Origin of the sequence: Serratia sp. YC16 (genome assembly GCF_009707615.1) — a bacterium.
Lineage (GTDB): Bacteria > Pseudomonadota > Gammaproteobacteria > Enterobacterales > Enterobacteriaceae > Serratia > Serratia surfactantfaciens.
Map to the genome: position 1 here is coordinate 1041981 of NZ_WLYN01000001.1, position 21133 is coordinate 1063113.

The 21133-nt window shown below is 59.7% G+C and carries 20 protein-coding genes; 4 read left to right on the forward strand and 16 right to left on the reverse strand.

Features of this window, described 5'->3' with window-relative positions; translation table 11 throughout:
* The first annotated feature begins 207 nt into the window (after positions 1-207).
* The 3 genes from pqqU (at position 208) to GKN89_RS04930 (ending at position 5402) form a co-directional block, all read left to right on the forward strand.
* A complete protein-coding gene (gene pqqU / locus GKN89_RS04920) occupies positions 208-2292 on the forward strand; it encodes a TonB-dependent receptor PqqU (protein ID WP_154746665.1) in 2085 nt (694 codons plus the stop codon).
* Positions 2293-2439: 147 nt separating this feature from the next.
* Positions 2440-4812, forward strand: a complete 2373-nt coding sequence (locus GKN89_RS04925) for a glucose/quinate/shikimate family membrane-bound PQQ-dependent dehydrogenase (protein ID WP_019453468.1) — start codon at positions 2440-2442, stop codon at positions 4810-4812.
* Positions 4813-5222: 410 nt separating this feature from the next.
* Positions 5223-5402 carry a hypothetical protein gene (locus tag GKN89_RS04930; protein WP_019453466.1) on the forward strand — a complete coding sequence of 60 codons (180 nt, stop codon included), beginning with the start codon at positions 5223-5225 and terminating at the stop codon, positions 5400-5402.
* 14 nt (positions 5403-5416) lie between these two features.
* Here GKN89_RS04930 and GKN89_RS04935 read toward each other — a convergent pair whose 3' ends face one another.
* The 10 genes from GKN89_RS04935 to GKN89_RS04980 all read right to left on the reverse strand — a co-directional run bounded on the left by GKN89_RS04935 (position 5417) and on the right by GKN89_RS04980 (position 13789).
* Positions 5417-6022 (reverse strand): helix-turn-helix transcriptional regulator, encoded by a 606-nt coding sequence (locus GKN89_RS04935; protein ID WP_154746453.1) that lies wholly within the window; start codon positions 6020-6022, stop codon positions 5417-5419.
* Between the two features lie 121 nt (positions 6023-6143).
* Complete coding sequence (locus GKN89_RS04940) at positions 6144-6986, reverse strand: hypothetical protein (RefSeq protein WP_063918613.1); 843 nt, start codon at positions 6984-6986, stop codon at positions 6144-6146.
* A 39-nt stretch (positions 6987-7025) separates the two neighbouring features.
* Entirely contained in the window at positions 7026-7583 is a 558-nt protein-coding gene (locus tag GKN89_RS04945) for a fimbrial protein (RefSeq protein WP_019453463.1), read from the reverse strand.
* A complete protein-coding gene (locus GKN89_RS04950) occupies positions 7580-8071 on the reverse strand; it encodes a fimbrial protein (protein WP_019453462.1) in 492 nt (163 codons plus the stop codon). Before GKN89_RS04950 ends, GKN89_RS04945 begins: the two co-directional genes overlap by 4 nt.
* 15 nt (positions 8072-8086) lie before the next feature.
* Entirely contained in the window at positions 8087-8578 is a 492-nt protein-coding gene (locus GKN89_RS04955) for a fimbrial protein (protein WP_025159864.1), read from the reverse strand.
* A 9-nt stretch (positions 8579-8587) separates the two neighbouring features.
* Positions 8588-9196, reverse strand: coding sequence for a fimbrial protein (locus tag GKN89_RS04960; protein ID WP_050439758.1), 609 nt, complete (start codon positions 9194-9196; stop codon positions 8588-8590).
* A 49-nt stretch (positions 9197-9245) separates the two neighbouring features.
* A complete protein-coding gene (locus GKN89_RS04965; RefSeq protein WP_019453459.1) occupies positions 9246-10004 on the reverse strand; it encodes a fimbria/pilus periplasmic chaperone in 759 nt (252 codons plus the stop codon).
* Between the two features lie 33 nt (positions 10005-10037).
* Positions 10038-12578: an outer membrane usher protein gene (locus GKN89_RS04970; protein ID WP_154746454.1), complete on the reverse strand. Its 2541-nt coding sequence runs from the start codon at positions 12576-12578 to the stop codon at positions 10038-10040.
* Positions 12579-12634: 56 nt separating this feature from the next.
* The gene (locus GKN89_RS04975) at positions 12635-13180 is read right to left on the reverse strand and encodes a fimbrial protein (RefSeq protein ID WP_154746455.1); all 546 of its coding nucleotides are present in this window, start codon (positions 13178-13180) and stop codon (positions 12635-12637) included.
* 84 nt (positions 13181-13264) lie between these two features.
* A complete protein-coding gene (locus GKN89_RS04980) occupies positions 13265-13789 on the reverse strand; it encodes a fimbrial protein (RefSeq protein ID WP_019453456.1) in 525 nt (174 codons plus the stop codon).
* Positions 13790-14564: 775 nt separating this feature from the next.
* Here GKN89_RS04980 and GKN89_RS04985 point away from each other — a divergent pair.
* A complete protein-coding gene (locus tag GKN89_RS04985; protein ID WP_063918616.1) occupies positions 14565-14828 on the forward strand; it encodes a FaeA/PapI family transcriptional regulator in 264 nt (87 codons plus the stop codon).
* A 56-nt stretch (positions 14829-14884) separates the two neighbouring features.
* On the opposite strand, the gene GKN89_RS04990 is transcribed toward GKN89_RS04985, so the two are convergent.
* From GKN89_RS04990 to GKN89_RS05015, 6 genes are all read right to left on the reverse strand, one after another.
* Positions 14885-16318, reverse strand: a complete 1434-nt coding sequence (locus GKN89_RS04990) for an EmmdR/YeeO family multidrug/toxin efflux MATE transporter (RefSeq protein ID WP_019453454.1) — start codon at positions 16316-16318, stop codon at positions 14885-14887.
* A gap of 114 nt (positions 16319-16432) precedes the next feature.
* Positions 16433-16831: a type II secretion system pilot lipoprotein GspS gene (gene gspS / locus GKN89_RS04995; RefSeq protein WP_019453453.1), complete on the reverse strand. Its 399-nt coding sequence runs from the start codon at positions 16829-16831 to the stop codon at positions 16433-16435.
* A gap of 77 nt (positions 16832-16908) precedes the next feature.
* The gene (locus tag GKN89_RS05000) at positions 16909-17109 is read right to left on the reverse strand and encodes a hypothetical protein (RefSeq protein ID WP_019453451.1); all 201 of its coding nucleotides are present in this window, start codon (positions 17107-17109) and stop codon (positions 16909-16911) included.
* Positions 17110-17204: 95 nt separating this feature from the next.
* Positions 17205-19337: a peptidase domain-containing ABC transporter gene (locus tag GKN89_RS05005; protein ID WP_019453450.1), complete on the reverse strand. Its 2133-nt coding sequence runs from the start codon at positions 19335-19337 to the stop codon at positions 17205-17207.
* A complete protein-coding gene (locus GKN89_RS05010; protein WP_019453449.1) occupies positions 19324-20619 on the reverse strand; it encodes an HlyD family secretion protein in 1296 nt (431 codons plus the stop codon). The genes GKN89_RS05005 and GKN89_RS05010 overlap by 14 nt, the downstream gene beginning before the upstream one ends.
* Before the next feature lie 74 nt (positions 20620-20693).
* A complete protein-coding gene (locus GKN89_RS05015) occupies positions 20694-21053 on the reverse strand; it encodes a hypothetical protein (protein WP_019453448.1) in 360 nt (119 codons plus the stop codon).
* Positions 21054-21133 lie beyond the last annotated feature (80 nt).

Sequence of the window (21133 nt, forward strand, 5' to 3'; positions counted from 1 at the left end):
CATTTTCCGGGAACGTTCCTTCCGCAGATATTCTATACTGATGTCAGGATGCACTACCCTTTTCGTTTAGCGTCATGTAGATGGAGTGACAGATGGCTAACCCTGAATCGATCAGCGATTCCCTTTTAATACCAGTGGCAGATTTATCCCATGACCAATAAGAAAAGCGCCGTGCTGACCCCGGCGGCGATGCTATTGCTGCAACCCATGTTCATCGGCCAGGCGTCAGCGGCGGAAAAAACTGAAGAAAAGAGCGACACCCTGGTGGTGATGGCGCAACCTACCGGCCTCACCGAGCTGGGATCGCCGGTGTCCGTCAGCGTGATCGACGGGCAAGACCTGCGCAACGCCGCCCCGCAGATTAACCTGTCGGAAAACCTCGGCAGCGTGCCGGGCCTGCAGCTTCAAAACCGGCAAAACTATGCGCAGGATCTGCAGCTGTCGATACGCGGGTTCGGCAGCCGTTCGATGTTCGGCGTGCGCGGGGTGCGCATGTACGTCGACGGCATTCCCGCCACCATGCCCGACGGCCAGGGGCAAACCTCCAATATCGACATCAATTCCGTCGAACGCATCGAGGTGCTGCGCGGCCCCTATTCCGCGCTGTACGGCAACGCCTCGGGCGGGGTGATCAATGTTGATACGATTACCGGCACCCAGCCGCCGACGCTGGAGGCCGGCGGCTATTTCGGCAGCGACAACACCTGGCGCTACGGGGTGAAAGCGACCGGCGCCACCGGCGACGGCACCCAGGCCGGCGACGTCAACTACGCTATATCGGGAACCCGCTTCACTACTCAGGGCTATCGCGATCACAGCGCCGCGCGCAAAAACCTCGGCAACGGCAAGCTCGGCGTGCGGCTGGACGACGTCAGCACCCTGACGCTGATGTTCAACAGCGTCTCGATTGACGCCGGCGATCCGGGCGGCCTGACCGAAGCGGAATGGAAGGAAAACCCGCGCCAAGCGCCGCGCGCGGATCAATACAACACCCGCAAGTCGCTCGATCAGACCCAGGCCGGCCTGCGCTATCAGCGCCAGATGAGCGAGCGCGACGAACTGACGCTGACCGCCTACCACGGCGAGCGCCACACCACGCAGTACCAATCGTTTCGTAAGGAACAACAATTCGATCCTGCCCACGCCGGCGGGGTGATCGTGCTGGAAAGGAAATATCAGGGCATTGACACTCGCTGGAAGCATGAGGATACTCTCGCTTCGTTACCGGTAACACTGATCGGCGGTCTGGATTATGAAACCATGACCGAACGCCGCCAAGGGTTCAAAAACTTTATTATTTTGCGAGACGGCACAGTGGACTACGGCGAGAAAGGCGACCAGCGGCGCAATGAGAAGAACCGCATCTGGAACCTGGATCCTTACCTGCAAACCTCCTGGCAACTGACGCCGCACTGGACGCTGGACGCCGGCCTGCGCTACAGCACGGTCAGCTTCGATTCGACCGACTACTACATCACGCCGGGCAACGGCGATGACAGCGGCAGCAAACGCTACCACCAGTGGCTGCCGATGGGCTCGCTCAACTACAAAATCAGCCCGGCGTGGAACGTCTATCTCTCCGCCGGCCGCGGCTTCGAAACCCCGACCATCAACGAACTCTCCTACCGCCCCGACGGCCTGCCAGGCCTCAATATCGGCCTGCAGCCATCCACCAGCGACACCGTTGAACTGGGTAGCAAACTGCGTCTCGGCAACGGCCTGGTGAGCGCCGCCCTGTTCCAGACCGATACCGACAACGAGCTGGTGGTGGCGGGAAGCAGCGGCGGGCGCACCAGCTACGCCAACGCCGGCAAGACCCGGCGGCGCGGCCTGGAGCTGGCGCTGGATCAGGAGTTCGCGCTGGACTGGCGCCTGCATATGGCCTGGACGCTGCTGGACGCCACCTACCGCAGCGAGATGTGCGGCAAATCCGGCTGTACCCCCGCCGGCAACCGCCTACCGGGCATCGCCCGCAACATGGGCTACGCCTCACTGGCCTATGCGCCGCCGGAAGGCTGGCACGCCGGGGCGGAGCTGCGCTACATGAGCGATATTCAGGCCAATGACGCCAACAACGCGCAGGCCCCCGCTTACACCACGGCCGGCGTGAACGCCGGCTATCGCTTTACCTGGAACCGCTGGGCGCTGGACGTGTTCAGCCGGGTGGACAATGTTTTCGATCGCCGCTACGTCGGTTCGGTGATCGTCAACGAAAGCCAAGGGCGCTATTTCGAACCGGCGCCGGGGCGCAACTGGGGTGGCGGCGCCACCTTGTCTTATCGCTTTGAATAAGGCAAAGCACCTTAAGGTTAAAAAACGGGATGGGTTTTACGTCACCCTAGCGGCTTCTCGCTGAAATAGTAGGGAGAAACCGCGTGTTTTTTGCGATTTGGCTTAATCTCTAAATCGGGGACTTTCATTTTTGGTAAGGGTATTGCTATGCAAAATAAAGCGTCACTATCGCCGCTTATCGTCATAACGGCGCTGTTTGCCGCGCTGAGCGGGCTCTATCTGCTCGGCGGCGGCATCTGGCTCGCCAAGTTGGGCGGTTCGCTGTATTACATCATCGCCGGGCTGGTGCTGCTGGCGACCTCATGGCTGCTGTTCCGCCGCCGCGCCACCGCGCTGCTGCTGTACGCGGTGTTCCTGTTGGGCACCACCCTTTGGGCCCTGTGGGAAGTCGGCCCGGACTTCTGGGCGCTGACGCCGCGGCTCGACGTTACCTTCTTCTTCGGCCTGTGGCTGGTGCTGCCGTTTATCTACCGCAAGCTGGTCGCTAACGGCAAGTTCGCCTACGGCGCGCTGAGCGCGGCGCTGGTCATCACCGTCATCGCGCTGGCCTATGCCGTGTTCAACGATCCGCAAGAGATCAACGGTACGCTCGACGCCGCGCAGGTACAGCCGAAAGACACCACCGGCGCAGACTGGCCGGCCTATGGCCGCACCCAGGAAGGCACTCGTTATTCGCCGCTGAGCCAGATCAACGACAAAAACGTCGGCCAGCTGCAAGAGGCCTGGCGTTTCCAGACCGGCGATCTGAAGACCGCCAACGATCCGGGCGAGATCACCAACGAAGTCACACCGATCAAGATCCGCGATACCCTTTACATGTGTACCCCGCACCAGAAGCTGTTCGCGCTGGATGCCGCCACCGGTAAAGAGAAGTGGAAATTTGATCCGCAGCTGAAATATAACCCGACCTTCCAGCACATCACCTGCCGCGGCGTGTCTTACCACGAAACCGCTGCGGCTGCGGGCGCCGCCGGCGACGCCGCACCGGCAATGTGCGCGCGCCGCATCATTCTGCCGGTCAACGACGGCCGTCTATTCGCGCTGGATGCCGAAACCGGTAAACCGTGCCCAGACTTCGCCAACAACGGCGAGCTGAATCTGCAGAGCAACATGCCGTATGCGACGCCGGGCCACTACGAGCCGACTTCGCCGCCGGTGATCACCGATAACGTGATCGTCGTCGCCGGCGCCGTGACCGACAACTACTCCAACCGCGAGCCTTCCGGCGTGATCCGTGGCTTCGACGTCAACAGCGGCAAGCTGCTGTGGGCCTTCGATCCGGGCGCGAAAGATCCGAACGCCATCCCGGCGGACGAGCATCACTTCGTGCCGAACTCGCCGAACTCCTGGGCACCGGCCGCTTATGACGCCAAGCTGGATATCGTTTATCTGCCGATGGGCGTCGCCACGCCGGACATCTGGGGCGGCGATCGCACCCCGGAAATGGAGCGCTACGCCAGCGGCCTGTTGGCGCTGAACGCCTCTACCGGTAAGCTGGTCTGGTTCTATCAGACGGTCCACCACGATCTGTGGGATATGGACGTGCCGGCGCAGCCGACCCTGGCGGACATTACCGACAAGAGCGGCAAAAAAGTGCCGGTCATCTATGTGCCGACCAAAACCGGCAACATCTTCGTGCTGAACCGCACCAACGGCGAGCTGGTAGTGCCGGCGCCGGAGAAACCGGTACCGCAGGGCCCGGCCAAGGGCGATCGCCTGTCGCCGACCCAGCCGTTCTCCGAGCTGACCTTCCGTCCTGAGAAGAAACTGACCGGCGCGGACATGTGGGGCGCGACCATCTATGACCAACTGGTCTGCCGCGTGATGTTCCACAGCCTGCGTTATGAAGGCACCTTCACCCCGCCTTCCGAGCAGGGCACGCTGGTGTTCCCGGGGAACCTGGGCATGTTCGAATGGGGCGGCCTGGCCGTCGATACCGATCGCGAAATCGCCATCGCCAACCCGATCGCGCTGCCGTTCGTTTCCAAACTGATCCCACGCGGCCCAGGCAACCCGATTGAGCCGCCGGAAGGCGACAAAGGCGGCAGCGGCACCGAAACCGGTATCCAGCCGCAGTATGGCGTGCCGTTCGGCGTCACCCTGAACCCGTTCCTGTCACCGTTCGGCCTGCCGTGCAAACAGCCGGCCTGGGGTTACATTTCCGCCGTTGATCTGAAAACCAACGACATCGTGTGGAAAAAACGCATCGGCACCGTGCGCGACAGCTCACCGCTGCCGCTGCCGTTCAAAATGGGCATGCCGATGCTGGGCGGCCCGGTGACCACCGCCGGTAACGTGTTCTTCATCGGCGCCACCGCAGACAACTACCTGCGCGCCTTCAGCGTGACCAACGGTGAAAAACTGTGGGAAGCGCGTTTGCCGGCCGGCGGCCAGGCGACGCCGATGACCTATGAGGTCAACGGCAAGCAGTACGTGCTGATCTTCGCCGGCGGCCACGGTTCCTTCGGCACCAAGCTGGGCGACTATGTGATCGCGTACGCTCTGCCCGATCAGAAGTAACCGTCTGGGTTAATACTCCGCAAAGCACGCCGCAAGGCGTGCTTTTTCTTTTTATGCCCCGCCGAAACGCCCGCCCGCAATACCCCTATTTTTTTCATCTTCATTATTGATAATAATTATCATTCGCAATATTATGGCTTTGTGGCCAGGCAGTGGCCCGCAATCCTTCTCCAGCTTAATGGGCAATACGGCAGTCGGCCGCCTTCAGGCGGCCTTATTCGGAGGCGCATGGTCGACCATACTCGGAAACATCGAAAGAAAATCCTGCAAGCGGCGGTGAAAACGCGGCGCGCCGGCGTAGCGTTCGTGCCGGCCTTTCCCTCCGCCCCGTCTTTTGTCGGTTTGCCTCACCAGACGCAAGCCGTGCTGGTACATTTGATCGGCCATGATGACGCACAGGAGGAACATGAATGAACCTGCAGCCCTTTACCGCCATGCTGATGTTTGCCTACGTGCTGCTGATGGTGCCGCTGCTCTACGTCATCGACAGCCGGCTGAGCGCCAGCAGGCTGGTGCGCAAAGCCACGCAAAACGTCATCATCATCGCGTTGACCCTGCTGTTCTTCAGCGCGATGACGCTGCTGTATTGACGCCCCCCGGCCGCTTACCCTTGCGGCCGCTCTACGGTGTTCAATCCGCCCAAGCGCAGCCAGCGGTAGAGATCCGCGTTGCGTTTGAACCCCAGCTTCCTCATCGCCGCCTGCTTGTGGTTGCTGACGGTTTTCACGCTCAGACGCAGGTTGCGCGCGATGGTGGCCTGCGGTAATTCACTGGCCAGATAGCGCATCACATCCCGTTCACGGCGAGTAATGCGCTGACGTTCACACCAATAGCAACGGTGTGCGACATCGCCATGCGCCCGCGCCGTCAGTGCCCGTTCCAACTGGCGTAATACGCTGCCCGGCGAGTCGTTGCGGAAAATGACGCCCGTTTCGCTGGCGCAGCGCGGGTTCTCGCGCCAACGGGTATCGTCCGGCACACGCAACGCAAAGTTCATCGGCCGGCCGCCGCTCGCTGACCGCAGGCAGAAACGCGCCTGCCAGTCCCGCGCCACGGACTGAAACACCATATCCGCCCGGTGCGCCAGGGCGGCGTCGAGCAGTTGCACCCGTATGCCGCGACGCGCGAAATACGGCAGCAGCAGTTGCTGCAAACCGTCAATAAAGAAACGGTCATTATCGATAAACGCCAGAGTGATGGTGCTTTCCATCGGCACGCTCCCTTTGAAATAATCTTTCCCGGCCGCCGCCGGGCGTGAGTCATCCTCCCGGATGACGGGCACCGCCATGACACAGCGCCGTATCGTGGCGGCGCGCGGCGGGATAATGCGGCTACGGCAGCGCTAAAATGGCGACCGATTGCCCCGAGTAATTGCCGGCCTTGATGGTGCCCGTCACGCCGAGCGTGGAGGTGATCGGCACCGTGACTCCGCGCGTATCCGCAGTGAACTGATACCCCAGGTTGCCCAGGGCGCCGTTGATGCGCAGCGTGCTGTAGACGCCGGAGCTCCCCAGATCCAGGCGGCCATTGCTGCCGACGCGGATATACATGACGATGTTCATCTTCTGCGAGCAAACCACGCGCAGGCTGCCGCGCGCCGTGTTGCCCGCCAATTCGGTATCCGGCAATACGCCGTGGTTCAGATCGAGCTGTTGCTCATCGATGCCGCACACCCCGACCGGCGGCGGCGCGATGCCGCAGACGCTGCTCGGCATCAGCCGTGCGCTGGACCCCACAACGGCGGAACCGGAACTGGTGGTATAAAACAGCCCCACGCACTCCTGAGTGATGGGATCGCCCACATGTGAGGTGTTGCCGCTAATCGGCAACGGGTAATAGCGCTGGTAATAGCTGCTGAGTTCCCCCATCGTCTTCAGTTTGGTGATCTGCGGATGTGCGGAGGAACCGACAACCGAAGCCGATGGCGTCACATTGGTGCTGCCGCCGGTGTTGGCGCTGGTGTGGCGGTGGTTGATCCCGATCGCACACTGGCTTTTCTGATAGCAAGGGTTTGGCGACGGATCATCCGTATCCCAGCTCTCAAGCACATACTCATATTGGGCGTCACTGGGGGAACCGCTGCTTTTGGTCACGTAGGAGTAAATTTGCGCCGAGCACAGCCCCGGCAGCAGGCCGAGCAGTAAGTACATCGCGCTGAAGTGAACACGCTGCATCGCGTCATATCCTTATTCTGTTTTGCCGGAACCCGGCGCTCATTGGTAGTCCAGACTGAAAGTCGCAATGGCGCTGAAAGCGCCGCGGCCGAGGGTTCGCTTTGCCAACGCTTCCGGTTCGCCGCGCACATAGGCCTGTATGCCAATCACCGTGCCGCCGTCCTGCAACGGGTACTTGCCGCCGGCGCTGTTGAGCGGCAAAGGCTGCCCCTGCAGCGTCTCCATACCGATGGCGATCCCGCGCGCCTGGCTGCTCGCCGCCAGCGCCAGCAGCCCCGGCAGCTGCGCATTCTCCGTTCCTTTGAAGGTGATCGACACCGTCTTGCCCAGGCTGAGATCGCACTGCGCCAACCGCAGCTCGAAAGGTTGCCCCTGCGTGCGCTGGTTCAGGTACAGGTACTTGTCGACCAGCGTGCCGAAATCCAGCTCGATGTCTTCGTCGCCCGGCTGAATAACGCAGGGTTCCGCCACCAGCGCACCGCGCATGCGTAGATTGTCTGCGGCCTGCGCGGCCCCGTTCACGCCCAGCGCCAACAGCACCAGGCCGATAACGCCCCGGCCGCCTTGCGTTGTTTTCACGCTCGCCTCCTCCTTCATTGATACTCGGCCCGCAGCGTCGCCGTGGCCTCGAACGCGCCTTCCGTCAGGGTTTCACCCGATTTGCCGACCGGTACCGCCTCCAGCACCGGCGGCTTGGCCGGATCGACAGGCAGCGCGCTGCCCACTTTGAACGGCTGTGCGTTCTGGTAAATGCGGATGCCCAGATAGCGCCGGTCGGTTTGCACCGCCGCTTCGTCAAACGTCGCGGCGGTGCCGGTCAGGCTCAACAGCATGTCCCATTTGCCGATCCCCGGTTCGCAGCGAATGCGGTAACCGATATTTTGCCGATAGTTCACGCCATCAACCTTGTTAATGCCGACGCGATCGCCGAAGTTCACGTCGATGATCCCGTCATCGTTAATGGTGCAGGGCGGCGGTTCGATCAGCGTGCCGCGAAACTGCATATCGACCGTTTTCTCCGCCCAGGCGAAATGGCACGCCATCCCGGCGCACAGCAGCACGCTCGCCGTAAAACGTAGTTTCATGCTCTCGCTCCCGCGTTACTGGTAATCCACCTTCATGGTGGCGCCCGCGGTGAACTCGCCCGCCGCCAGTTTGGCTGTGGCCGACTTCACCGGCACCGCTTCAAGCGTCGGCGCGGTCGGGTAGGTAAAGTTCAACCACTGGTTGATCGGCCAACGGCGGCCACCGCTCATCAACGCAATGCCCAACCCGTCTTTACTGGTGCGCAGCAGCTGGCCGTCGAAACCGCTCGCCGTCCCCTGTACCTGCAGCTTGAGCCCGTTGCTGCTCTGCCCGCTGCACGTCAGCGTGTAACTCACCGCCCGCCGATAGTTGACGCCATCGATGCGGGTGGTCATCACTTCGTCGCCAAAATCCACTTCGATCGGCCGCCCGCCATTGATGATGCAGGGTGGAGAAAGCACGGTGACCCGCACGTTCACCGTGGTCGCCTGAGCCGGCGGAAGGCCCAGCGCCAGCAGCCCCGCCAACCCAATCAGCGCCCGGCCCCGTGTTATCCTCAGCACCATGTCCTCGCCTCAGTCATAGTTCAGCCTAAAGTCCACCGTCGCCCGATAAGCGCCGGCCATCAACGGCGCCGCAGTCCGCTCCGGTGCCACGCTGTAGCTCAGCGCGTCTTGCCCCGGCGTCAACAGCAGCGGCTCGCCGCGGCTCCCCAGCCGAACGTCGCGGCCACGGCCATCACGCAGGCGCAGCCCCATCCCGGAAACGCCCTGCGCCTTCACCAGCTGCGGGTTGTCGCTGTCCGCCACCGAGGCGAAGCTGACCGTCACCGCCGGCTGATTCGGCGCCCAAACCAGCGCGCCGGTGCGCGCATCACGCTGGCCGCCCGGGGTGCGCAGGCAATCCATCAAACGCAGCTCGAACGCCACCGGCCGCCCGCGATCGCCGGCCTGGCGCATGCGCGCGGTGCCGGTCTCACCCAGCCAGATCTCCTGCCGCGCGCTGGTCATCTCCAGTCGACAGGCGCTCTCCGTCAGCGCGCCGTACACCTGCAGCACGCCATGGGCGCCCTCCACCTGCCAGTTGTCCACCACGTCGGCCTGCGCCGAAGGCATCGCGACCACGCCAAGGCTGAGCGCCAGCATCAACGCGCGCTCGCCGACCTTTCTCCGTTCTCGTTTCATCCTTTTCCCCTGAATGGCTCTCCCGTCGACACCGCCCGCTCACGGTGGGTCATGACGCCGCCCGTTTTTCCGGCACCACCTTGCAGCTCGCGCCGCTGCAGCTGAAGCTCAGCTGCGGCCGGCCGCCGTAATCGTTGATATAGGTCAGCACCGGGCTGCCGCCCAGCCCCGCAGCGCCTACGGTCAGGCGCGCCTGGCTCTTCGGCGCGATCATGAAGGGCTCAAACCCTTTCACGCCCTCACCGCCCTTTTTGCTGCCCGCATCGACGATGGTGATGTAGTACGGCGTCGGGTTATTGACCTGGTAACTCTCCCCTTGCCGCGTCAGCGTCAGCTGCTCCTGCCATGGCGTCGCCATGTCGGTGCGGCTCGGCACGATCGCCGCCGGGCGATAAAACAGCTTGATGCGCGTCTGCAGCGCGATCTGCAGCGTATTGGGCTTGTTGCTCTTCGGCGGTATCTCGCGCAGGTTGAAGTAGTACAGCGTCTCCCTGTCCTGCGGCAGCTGTCTGGCCGCCGGCAACGCCTGAATCTTGATCTGGCTCGGCTTACCCGGCTCGATGCGCTGCACCGGCGGCAAGACCACCAGCGGGCTTTGGATTTTGTTGCCCTGCTCGTCCTCCAGCCACCCCTGCGCCAGGTACGGCAGCTGCTTATTCTGATTGCTGAGATTGAGGCTGACCGAGTTCTGGCCGCCGTCGAAGATCACCCGGGTACGGTCGAGCGCGATCGCCGCCTGCGCGTGCTGCGACACCGTGGCGCCCAACAGCGCGAACGCCGCTGCGGTTTTCAGAGAAAAAATTTGCATGTTGTCGATAACTCCAGATTCAGGGTGATGGGTTTATTCAACCGGGGCCGATTGCGCCGCGGCGATCGGCCGACACGGCAGCAGCAGCGTGCGCGTCAGCATGTCGGCCGGCAGCGTTGCCGGCAGCTGCACCTGGCACTGCGCCGCGCCGCTCCAGTGCAGCGTCATGCTCTCACCGGCTCTGACGCCGCTCAGGTACACGCTGCCGCCGTCATTGACGATGCCGGTCTCTTGTTTGCGGGCGTTCAGCACCGTGGCGCCGAACGGCGGCGTGCTGCCGTCCGCCAGTTTGACGATCGCCATCGCTTTCTCGCCGGCGATAACGTCAAACTGACGGTAGCCGATCGCGCCTTCGGTCAGGGTGGCCTGCACCACCGAGCGGGTGGCTTCGGCGTTGTCGCCCAGTTTGTCCAGATCGATGCTGGCCTTGTTGCGGTAGTAGCTGTTGACGTCCGCCACCACCGCCTTGCCGAAGCGGTTGGTGCGAACGGTGCTGCCGTAGCCGCGCACCGGCACCCCGCCCACGCCGTTGGTGTCCAGCAGCAGGCGCGTGCCGCCGATCATGCCGACGCGGTGCAATGCGCCGCCCTCCGGCGTCAGCGTCGCGCCGCCCTGCGCGGACACCCCCACGGCGCTGTAGCGCCCTTCCTGATAGCTGGCGTTGGCGCTCAGGCGCGCCGCATCACCCTCGTGGTTGTAGTAGCCGCTCAGGTTGGCACCATGACGGGCGCTGCCGGCGCTCAGTTGGTAATTGTTGTGTTCATCGACTCGCTGGTAGTAACCCACCCGGTTCGTGGTGTCGTTACGGTTCACCGTGCTGTTGTAGCTGAGCGTGGCGCCGTTGCCCCACGGCATCGACAGCGACAGGTACACGCCGTCGTCGTTGGTGTCGTTGTAACGGTTGCGATAGGCCGACAGCGACAGGTTCAGGTTTTTTATCTCGCCGAGATCGAAGTAGCTCGACAGCGTCAGGTTGTAACGGTCGTTGGACGGGCGATCCCAATAGGTCTGGTGGCTGTAGTTGAGGTAGCTGCTCAGCCCCCAGTCGCGGAACTGCTTGTTGAAGGTGATGGTGTACATCTCCTTGTTGTTGCCGACCCGGCTGCCGTAATAGCGCGCGTCGAGATACTCGCTCATGCTCATGAAGTCCTCTTCCGAGAAGCGATAGCCGGCGAAGGTGACCTGACTGTCCAGCTCGTCGAACGTTTTCGAATAGCTCACCCGGTAAGAGCCGCCGCTGAGCGTCTCGTCTCGCTGCGGCAACCGCGCCCGCGACTGGGTGGCGTCGAACGACAGCGCGCCGAACATCATCAGATCGCGGCCGACCCCCAATGACAGCGCGTTATAGTCGCCGCCCAGCAACGCACCGCCATACAGCGACCAACCGTTGCTGACGCCCCAGGAAAACTCGCCGGTGCCGAACAGCGGCCCGCGTGAATGGTGTTGCCAGTCCGACGGTTTGCCGGCGGCCAGTTTGAAGCGCCACGATCCGGGGCGCGTCAGGTAAGGAATGCTGGCGGTATTGACCTTGAACGCTTGCACGCCGCCGTCCTGTTCCTCCACCCGCACGTCCAGCTCGCCGGTGACGGCGTCGTTGATGTCCTGAATGCGAAACGGCCCCGCCGCCACCTGGGTTTCATAGATCACCCGCCCCTGCTGGCTGATGGTCACCTTGGCGTTGGTCTTGGCGACCCCAACCACCTCAGGCGCATAGCCGCGCAGGTTGGGAGGCAGCATGTTGTCGTCCGACACCAGGCTCACCCCCGAGAAACGAAAGCTGTCGAAAATGCCCGAATCCAGATAGTCCTCGCCGAGCGTCAGGCGCGAGCGCAACGCGGAAACGGCCCGATAGGCGTAATAGCGGCTCCAATCCAGGCGTTTTTCCGTGGATTGCCCGCTGCCGGTCTGATGATTGACCTGCCCCTGCCAGTCGGCGCGCAGACGCCACGCGCCCAGGTTGGCGCCGGCGGTGCCGTTGCCGCTGACGCTGTAACCACGCGTGCCGCCCTGCTGCTGCTGTCGGCTTTGTGCGTTGACGTTGTAATCGAACAGCAGCCCTGGAATGCCCTCATCCCAGCGCGACGGCGGATCCCAGTCATCCGAGCTGTATTCCAGGTAAGCCTGCGGCACGCTCAGGTACAGCGTCCCCGTCGCCAGATCGCCCCGCGACACCATGCCTTTCAGGCTGGACTCATCCAGACACTCGCCCTGATGCCACCAGGTGAGCGATTGCATCGCCGCCGATTTCAGCCCAAGCTGATCGACCAACGCTTTAGCGACGCAGGCACGGCTGCCGGCAGGATCGTTGTCCGGCGGATAAAAAGCGATTTTCTGCTCGGGCAACTCGCTTTTATTGAGATGAACCACCATGCCGTAACTTCCCGGCATAATGTATCCGCTGCGGGAAAATTGGCTTAGGTCGATATTTTTGCGATCGTTCACGTCCAAAATGTCGGCATTAAACTGAACGCCATCTTCGGCATAGACCCGCGTTGATGAACTTCCCAGCGCCAGCGTGATACATAATCCCAGCACCTGAAAACGAAATAGCTTCCCAGCAGGCGACAACATCATATCCCTAACCTTATATCGTATAATTCTGGCGTTGCGGCTTGCCGCAATAACAGCGCTCAGTAATAATCCAGCTTGAACCGCACGGCGGAAAAATAGCTTCCCGCACGCATCGGCTGGTTATTGGCAACCAATTTAATGGAGTAATTGAGCGACATGTTGCCCGGCGTTATATCGCCCAGCGGCAATGGCCGGCCAGGCGCGGCGATATTCCCCAGGCCATCGGATATTTGCAGCGCGATGCCTTTCGCCTCACCGTGCACGCCGAATAAGTCGCCGTCGGCGTCGCCGTCGAAAACCACCTGAAACTGTCGCCAGTCCGGTAAATTCGGCTTTGGACGCTCAAGCGTGCAGTTGATTAATTCGATGGTGAATGGGTGCGTATTCCCTAAGCCGTCGCGCATAATATTTCCCGTCGGCATCACAGCCATATCGATAGTCTGCTCGCGGCTGCCGGCGGCAATCGCACAAGCGGTATCAATAATGGCTCCTTGCATATTTACGCGCCCCCAACCTTGAGAGCCGGACGCCGCCGACACGGCCGGGCTCATCAGCGTGGCCATCAATATGCAAGGAGACACTAAAGGGTGAATAAACCGGCGCATTAAACCTCCTGACACTTGCCTTCCATCCAGGGAAAATGCATGCGGGGGCTCCCGCATGCAAAAAGTCACGCCAATGGCGCAGGCTTACTGGTAAGCCAGCTTGAAATCGGCCACGGCGGTGAAGTCGCCCGGAACCACGGCGGAGGAAGCGCCGTCGCCCTGCAGGTAAGCCGCGAAGCGCAGCGTGTTGGTGCCGGTACCCAGGTTCTGTGGAGCCGTTGCGGTGCCCAGCTTGATCGGGTTGCTGGCGGTGTCGGTGATGGCGATGCTGGCGCCGCTGGCGGTGCCGACGATGCCCAGCAGGTCCTTGTTGGCGGTAGAGGCTTTGCCTTCGAAGGTGGTGGTGACGGTTTTTAGCGTCGAGTTGTCGCACTGTTCCAGCTTAATATCGAACTGGCGCGGCGCTGATTTGCCGCCATTTTTCAACGCAACGTTGGACACCTGGCCCATATCCACGGTCTGGTCCACGGTCTCGGGAGAAATGGAGCAAGGCGCATCAATAATGGAACCGGTAAACGTCACTTTGCCATGCCCTTGATCGGCAGCATGCGCCAGAGAAGAAACGCCAAACGCCAGAACTGCTGTCAGCATGATTTTGTTCAGTTTCATAATTCACTTATTCCTTTAATTTATGTAAAAAGCGCAGGATCTCTCCCGTTCCTTTAACAGTTATTTATACAGTCCAGAATTAAAACGGTATTATTCGCAGCCAAAACAAATTCTCGCGATAATTAAACCGCGACTTTCATTTCACCATCACTCGTTTTAGGTACTCAGCGAAACCCATGCTGATGAGGAAGAAAAATAATCAAACCCGTGAACTTCCGTGAATATTTACCGCTCCACGGAAAATTCAACTAAGATTCAACTCACTCGTTTGTTTCGGCCCAAATATTGTTACAAAAACCGTCGCAATTTGAAAAGCCATTCCCGCCAAAAGCAATAAATACGAGATATAAGCCCAAAAACCACAGGGCAAATATATTTTTTCGAGACAACAGATCGTAAAATTAATAACCTCAGTCGATTATCTCGTAAAATATATATCATGCGACATTATTGATCGCCTTTTTTCTATTTGCGTTATAATGATTCGGAAATGGAAAGGGAGGCTTATCAATTCGGTCTGGTGAAAACCAGCACCGGGCAGTAAACCATGGAGAAAAACAATGAAGCACAGCCATTACATACAGCAGGCTGAACATTTAGCCACCCCATTACCGCTCCCGATACATGAACGTCGCAGGTTTATAGCAGCGGAAATATCGGGTTCAGGCAGGCGTTCGCTACCGGTTCAGGAAGGGTATTGCCGGGACAGGGCATTATTTTCCGGGCGACGCTTATCGTTATATCAAAACTCGGCTGAAGTTTAAGGGAGGCTGACATGATAAAACGCACGTCAAAACAACAAGAATTACAAAACCTGCAGCAGCATTTATTAACGACGCTGCACCGTCTCTGCCCTTCGGCCAACGGCATGGCCCCGCCGCCGCCCGGTGAGTGGCCCACCACTCGTCAGCTGGCCGAGTCCAACGACATCACCATCTATCAGGCGCGCAACTTGCTGTTGAACCTGGCCGGCAGAGGTAAAGTGTTGGTCACGCCGGGGCCGGTCAACAAGTCGTTGCGCTGGTACCCTTCCCTCTGATACACGATTTCGCCTGCCGGCCGCTCAGGGGGCCGGCAGGCTGCGCGCAGGCAAGATTAGCCGGCGTCCGTGCGCCGCACGCGCGGATATTTCCACAGCCAGCGCCCGCTGACCATGCGCCAGTAGAACAAGGCGCCGCGCACCGCCCAATCGAGGAACATCCCCAACCAGACGCCCACCACGCCCATGCCCAGCTCAATGCCCAGCACATAGCCGGCCACCACGCGGCAGCCCCACATGCCGAGCATCGTCACCCACATGGCAAAGCGGGCATCGCGCGCGCCTTTCAGCCCGGCGGGCAATACCCAGGAGGCGGCCCAGATCGGCATAAAGGCGGCGTTTAGCCAGATCAGGGTTTTCACCACCGTTTTCACGTCATCCTGCGAGGTGTAAAACGCGGCGAACACCCCGGCCAGCGGCGCCGTGCCCCAAGCGATGGCGGTCAGCCCGAGGGTCGAAAGCCAGAAAATATGGCGCAGCTGCCGCTCCGCCTGACCTATCTCGCCTTTGCCGAGCCGCCGGCCGACGATGATGGTCGAGGCCGATCCCAGGGCGTTGCCCGGCAAGTTTATCAGTGAAGCGATGGAGAAGGCGATGAAGTTACCGGCGATCACGTTGGTGCCCATGCCGGCGACGAACATCTGCGTCAACAGCTTGCCGCCGTTGAACAACACCGATTCGACGCTGGCGGGAATGCCGATCCCCAGCACTTCCCACAGGATGCTCATTTTCAGCGGTGTGAAATAGCTTTTCAGCGTGATGTGCAGCGCCGGGTTAAAACCGATCGCCAGCACATAGAGGATGGCGATCGCGCCGATGTAGCGGGAAATCGTCAGCCCCAGCCCGGCGCCGACGAAGCCCAGACCGTGCCAACCCAGCATGCCGTAGATCAGGATGCTGCTGATGATGATATTGAGGATATTCATGCCGCCGTTGATCAGCAGCGGGATCTTGGTGTTGCCCGCGCCGCGCAGCGCGCCGCTGCCGATCAGCGCAATCGCCGCCGCCGGGTAGCTCCACACCGTGGTTTGCAGGTAAGAGAGCGCCAACGCTTTCACTTCCGGCGAGGCCGCACCGGCGATCACATCGATGATCTGCTCGCCCGCCAGATGAATGCCCGCCGCCAGCAACAGCGCCACGGCGGTCATCAGCACCAGCGACTGGCGCGCCGCGGCCCGCGCCCGCCGGCGATCGCGCTTGCCGAGGCTGAAGGCCACCACCACGGTAGTGCCGAGATCCACCGCGGCAAAAAAGGCGATGATCACCATGTTGAAGCTGTCTGCCAGCCCCACCCCGGCCATCGCCTCTTTACCGAGCCAGCTCACCAGAAAGGTGCTCAGCACCCCCATCAGCAAAACACAGGCGTTTTCCAGAAAGATCGGCACCGCCAGCGGCGTGATCTCGCGCCAAAACAGTACGCGGTAACTTTTCCGTTTGGCATACCAGGGCGTATTTTCCACGCGCTGACGCAGGGCGGCATACAGGTTCAAGATGGGCTCGATGGGTAAAAGTGAAACATCATTTCAAATGATGAGCGATAAATCGTTATCCTGCAAAGAATTTTTGGGCGCCCATGACGAGCGCCCGAAAGGGGGACGGCAACGCTACTCCATGTAGTCTTCCTGATCGGCCTGCGCCGCCGCGATAAAGCGCGCCGTGCTGCGGCTGAGCGCGGCGCATTTTTCCGTCAGCAGTTGATTATCCTGTTGCAGGGTCAGGTAACGCGCCTGAGTGAGCGCCGGTAACTGCCGATACCCGGCCGCATGCGTATCCCAGCCGCGATGCTGCGCCGCACGCATCGCGGTGCGCTGCAGTTTCACGTCGTCCGGCACCTCGCTGCGCCCGCAGTCCACACGCAGAAAGTGCCCGCCGGCGAGCATCGAAGCGATATGATCCAACTGCGCCTGCAGCGGCGGCGCCGGCTTATGCGCCGTCTGCTGGCAACCCGCAAGCAGCAGCAACGCCACCGCGCCGCAAAGAGAAGTGCGAAACAGAGTAGACATGAAAGCCCCCGGAAAAGCGGTAGATGATGTGATGATCTTAGGTGAGCAGATGCCGGGCGGCAAGGCGAGCGGCACGCTCAGCGCCGACCGTTGCTGACCTTGGTGGCGCGGGCGGGGTTGCCGGCAACGAATTCCAGCGTGGGGGAATAGTAAAACGGCAGCCAGGCGTTATAGCCGCTCTCCCACTCCCATTTGACCGGGCAGGGCCACAGCATGTCTTCATGCAGGATGTAATAGATCCACCGCCCGGGCGGACGGCGCGGTTTACGCATTTTCATAACGGATACAACGGCCTGATGGCGTGCGATAAGATCAACTGCTGCATTTTACCGCGATTTCGGCCGCGGGGACAGCCTGCGTTGCCCTGCGTAGGTCAGCCGTTGCTCGCCGGGTCACCGCTCGCCGCCCCCAGCACCACTACCCTATCTGCCGAGTCGATCGTCGACTTTCTGTGGGCGACAATCACGCGCGTGATATTCAATGAAGATATCGCCCGGTTGATCGCCAATTCATTCTCAACGTCCAGATGGCTGGTCGCTTCATCCATAAACAGCACGCTCGGCCGCCGGTAGAGCGCACGCGCAATAAACAAGCGTTGTTTTTGCCCGCCGGAGATGCCGTTCCCCAACTCGCCAATCAGGGTTTCGTAGCCCATCGGCATCTGCATGATTTCATCGTGAATGTTGCTGTGCACCGCACAAGCGACAATCAACGCCTTATCGGCATTGACCTCGAAACCGCTGATGTTTTCCGCGATGGAGCCGGAGAACAGCCGGTCGTCCTGCAGCACGCAGGCGATCGCATTACGGTAGTTATTCACCCCCACTTTATGGATATCCATAGAGTCGGCCAATATTTGGCCTGAGGTCGGGCTGAGCAGGCCGCACATCACCTTCAGCAACGTGGTCTTCCCGGCGCCGGAGACCCCCACCACGGCCACGCTTTCACCGGCCGCAATGCACATGTCCAGGTCTTTAAATATCGGCCGGGACAGCGCGTCATATTGATAGGTGAGGTTTTTAACCTCGACGGCAACGCCCTTGCCCGGTTGAAATATCTGCCGCGGCGCGGATTCCGGCTCCGCATCGGTAAACACAATGTCGGATATCCTCTCATTATGCAGCGACAGCATGCGCAGCCCGATCGCCAGATCGATCAGGTTGGAAGCCCGCTGCGAGAATTGGCCGCGGTAGGCGTTGAACGCCATAAACATGCCGAGCGTCATCGAGTTGTCGATGACCATCATGGCACCGAGCCAAAGTATCGCCACCTGATCGAGCGTGGTGATGAAGGTGTTGATCCCGCCGAACATCATATTGAATCGGGTGATTTTGATATTGGTATTGGCCGCATCGACGTTCAAATTGAGCCAATAGCTGGAGCGCGTGTCCTTGATGCCGAGCGCTTTGACCGTAGAGACGCCGTACAGCGTCTCCATGAAATGGGAATTGGCCTTGGCCGCCTTGACGATTTGTTCTTCCGAGAATTGGCGGTAGGTTCGGTAAGTCATCATCCTGATGAGGATATAGACCAAGGTGAAGCCTGACACAACCCAGACCAGCCATCCGCCGTAGACCATCATCATCACGAACAGGCCAACCGTCATGATGCCGTCGATGATCCCGCTGACGATATTATTGGTAAAGGTGGTTCTGATCGCATCCAACGAGGAAAATCGCGATTGAATATCCCCCAGGTGCCGTTTCTCGAAAAAATCCAGCGGCAGCTTTAACAGATGCTCGAACAGCGTTGTCTTCCACTGAATGTCGGTCAGCGTCCCCAGTACGATGGAAATCCAGGCTCTGGCAATACTGACCACGGCGCGAAACAGGGTGAAGAAGATCAGCCCCAAACAAATGACCGTCAGCAAACTGTAGTCGTGCGCCTGAATGACATGGTCGGTCACCAGTTGGGTCCCCACGGGCAGCAGCAGGTTGACCGACTCAATGACGATAGATAACGCAAAAATCTTGAGCAGCGTCCCCGGCAGCCCCTCGATGTTTTTCATCAAATCCAGCAGGCGCAAGCGGGTCTTTAGCGTCTCTTTCTGAAACGCCCTGTCGGGCCACAGCTCCAGCGCAATGCCGGTAAAATGATTCGACATCTCTTGCAGGCCGATCACTCTGCGCCCGAAGGCGGGATCGTGGATCACAAAGCTGGCGCGGCGAACCTTCACCAGCACCACGAAATGGTTCATGTTCCAATGCAATACGCAGGGCGTTTTCAACTGGTTGACTTCATCGATGTCCAATGACAGCGCGCGCGTCTTGAGCTGAATCTGCGAGGCGATTTGTGAAATGGTACCCAGGGTCGCGCCTTGGGTGGAGATGCCGAATCGCTGCCGCAGGCTCAGCATATCCACATTAAACCCGTAATAGGATGAAATCATGGCGAGGCACGCCAGGCCGCATTCAGATGACTCCGACTGCAAGATGCTCGGCACCCGTTTGCGCAGAGAGAAGATTAACTTCTCGTTGATCCGTTCAAAGAGATTATGATCCTTCATCGACTCTCCCCACTACGCTGTTTTTTATGTCATACAAAGGCGCTACCGCCCATTGATAAAGCGGTTTCTTATCCAGAAAGACAATCACTCTGGCCTGCAGCCCGCTGCTGATTTCCAGATATTTTCCTTTGTCGCTGAATTGCGTATCGCTAATGGACGCCAACACTTTGTAGTAGGCGTTCCTCTCCCTTTTATTGCCGCTGCTGTATTCCGACATCTCCTGCGGCGAAGCCGGAACAGAGGAGATCGACTCAATTCGCCCCGGGAACTGACCGAATTTGTCCGAGGGAAAAGCTTCGTAGCGAATGTTGATGCCATCGCCGATTTTTACGTAGGGCAAACTGTTATTCGGCAGCCACAACACCAGGTAATATTTGATGTTTTCAATCGGCTTGATCTGCGCCAGGCTGCTGCCGCTCTCGACCACCTGCCCGGCGGTCACGCTCAGCGACTCGATTTTCCCTTTCAGAGGCGCTTTGATGATCACCTGGTCGCCGGCATTGGATTCCGCCAATTGACGTTGCAACTCGCTGCGTTGCGATTCGCTTTGCGAAATTTGATTGTCGTAATCGGCGGCGCGAATAAGCAGATCGCTGCGCAACTGCGACAGCTGGATATTCTGCTGAATCTTTTGGCTGTTGAGCGCCTGATAGGAGCTCTGCTGTTGCTGAAAGAGCGAACGCTGATAGTTCAACTGATCCTTGGTAATCAATCCTTTGGTCAGGTAATGCTCATAGTTTTTTAAACTCTCCCTCATTTTTTCCATGCCGTCTCGGGCATTGAGATTAAGTTTTTCCGTTTCTTTATACGCTAACTCATAGCTATTGATCTGTTTTCTCAGGTTATCCAGCATGGCGTCTTTGTTTTTATTCAGCTTGCTGATAATCGAATCCAGATTGCCAATCTGTTTATTGATTTCACTGGCGGCGATATGGCTGACATTGCCTGAGGCCGTGCTGCGCGAAACATCAATGACGTATAGCGGTTCGTCTTTTTCCACCACATCACCGGCCTGATGAAAAGATCGATTCACGTAGCCATATTGAGAGGAGAAAACGTTGGTCGAATGCGGAATGCTGATCACCTCGCCCTCGACATCGACCCTGCGCGTATACTCACAGAAATAGAGCGCGCCCGCTAAAATAAGAATAAAAATAAAGCACGTAACGGCAATCACATAGCTCGACGCACCGGAAATTAACAGCGCTCTGCCGGTCCATCTTTGACGTTGATAATTAACCGCCTCCTGGCGGAAAATATTTCTGCTCTTATTTTCACTCATAGGAAGAGCCTGCGCATGCCTGACCGAGAGACAGCCGCAGCGAAAACGCTGCGGCCTTGGACAACGATATTGATTTAGCTGATGGTGCCGTTAATCAGCCCATCGAGGCCTTTTTTGGAGTATTCCAGGGTGGTATCCCAGCCGATAACGGCGGCGGCTACGCCGCTGGCTACCCCGCCCAGGATGCCGCCGGCCACCATGCCGACGCCCTGGCCAATGGAACCGACGCCCAGCAGGCCGCCGCCGTCACCGCCGTGCTTACCGCCGATAACGGCGCCCGCCATGCTGCCGACGGAGGCGCCCAAAGCGACCGACGAAACGGCTTCCGCGGCATTCGCGACGGCGCTGCCAATCAGGCCGGCCAGTCCATTGCTCATATCCCAGGAGTAGGCGCCTGACACTTCATTCATTTCGATAACAGACAGTTCTTTCATAGGTTAATCTCCATATTTAAACGGACAAACACCGCCATACATGCGTGTTGTCATTGCATTGGCATCGGCCTGCAGCGCCG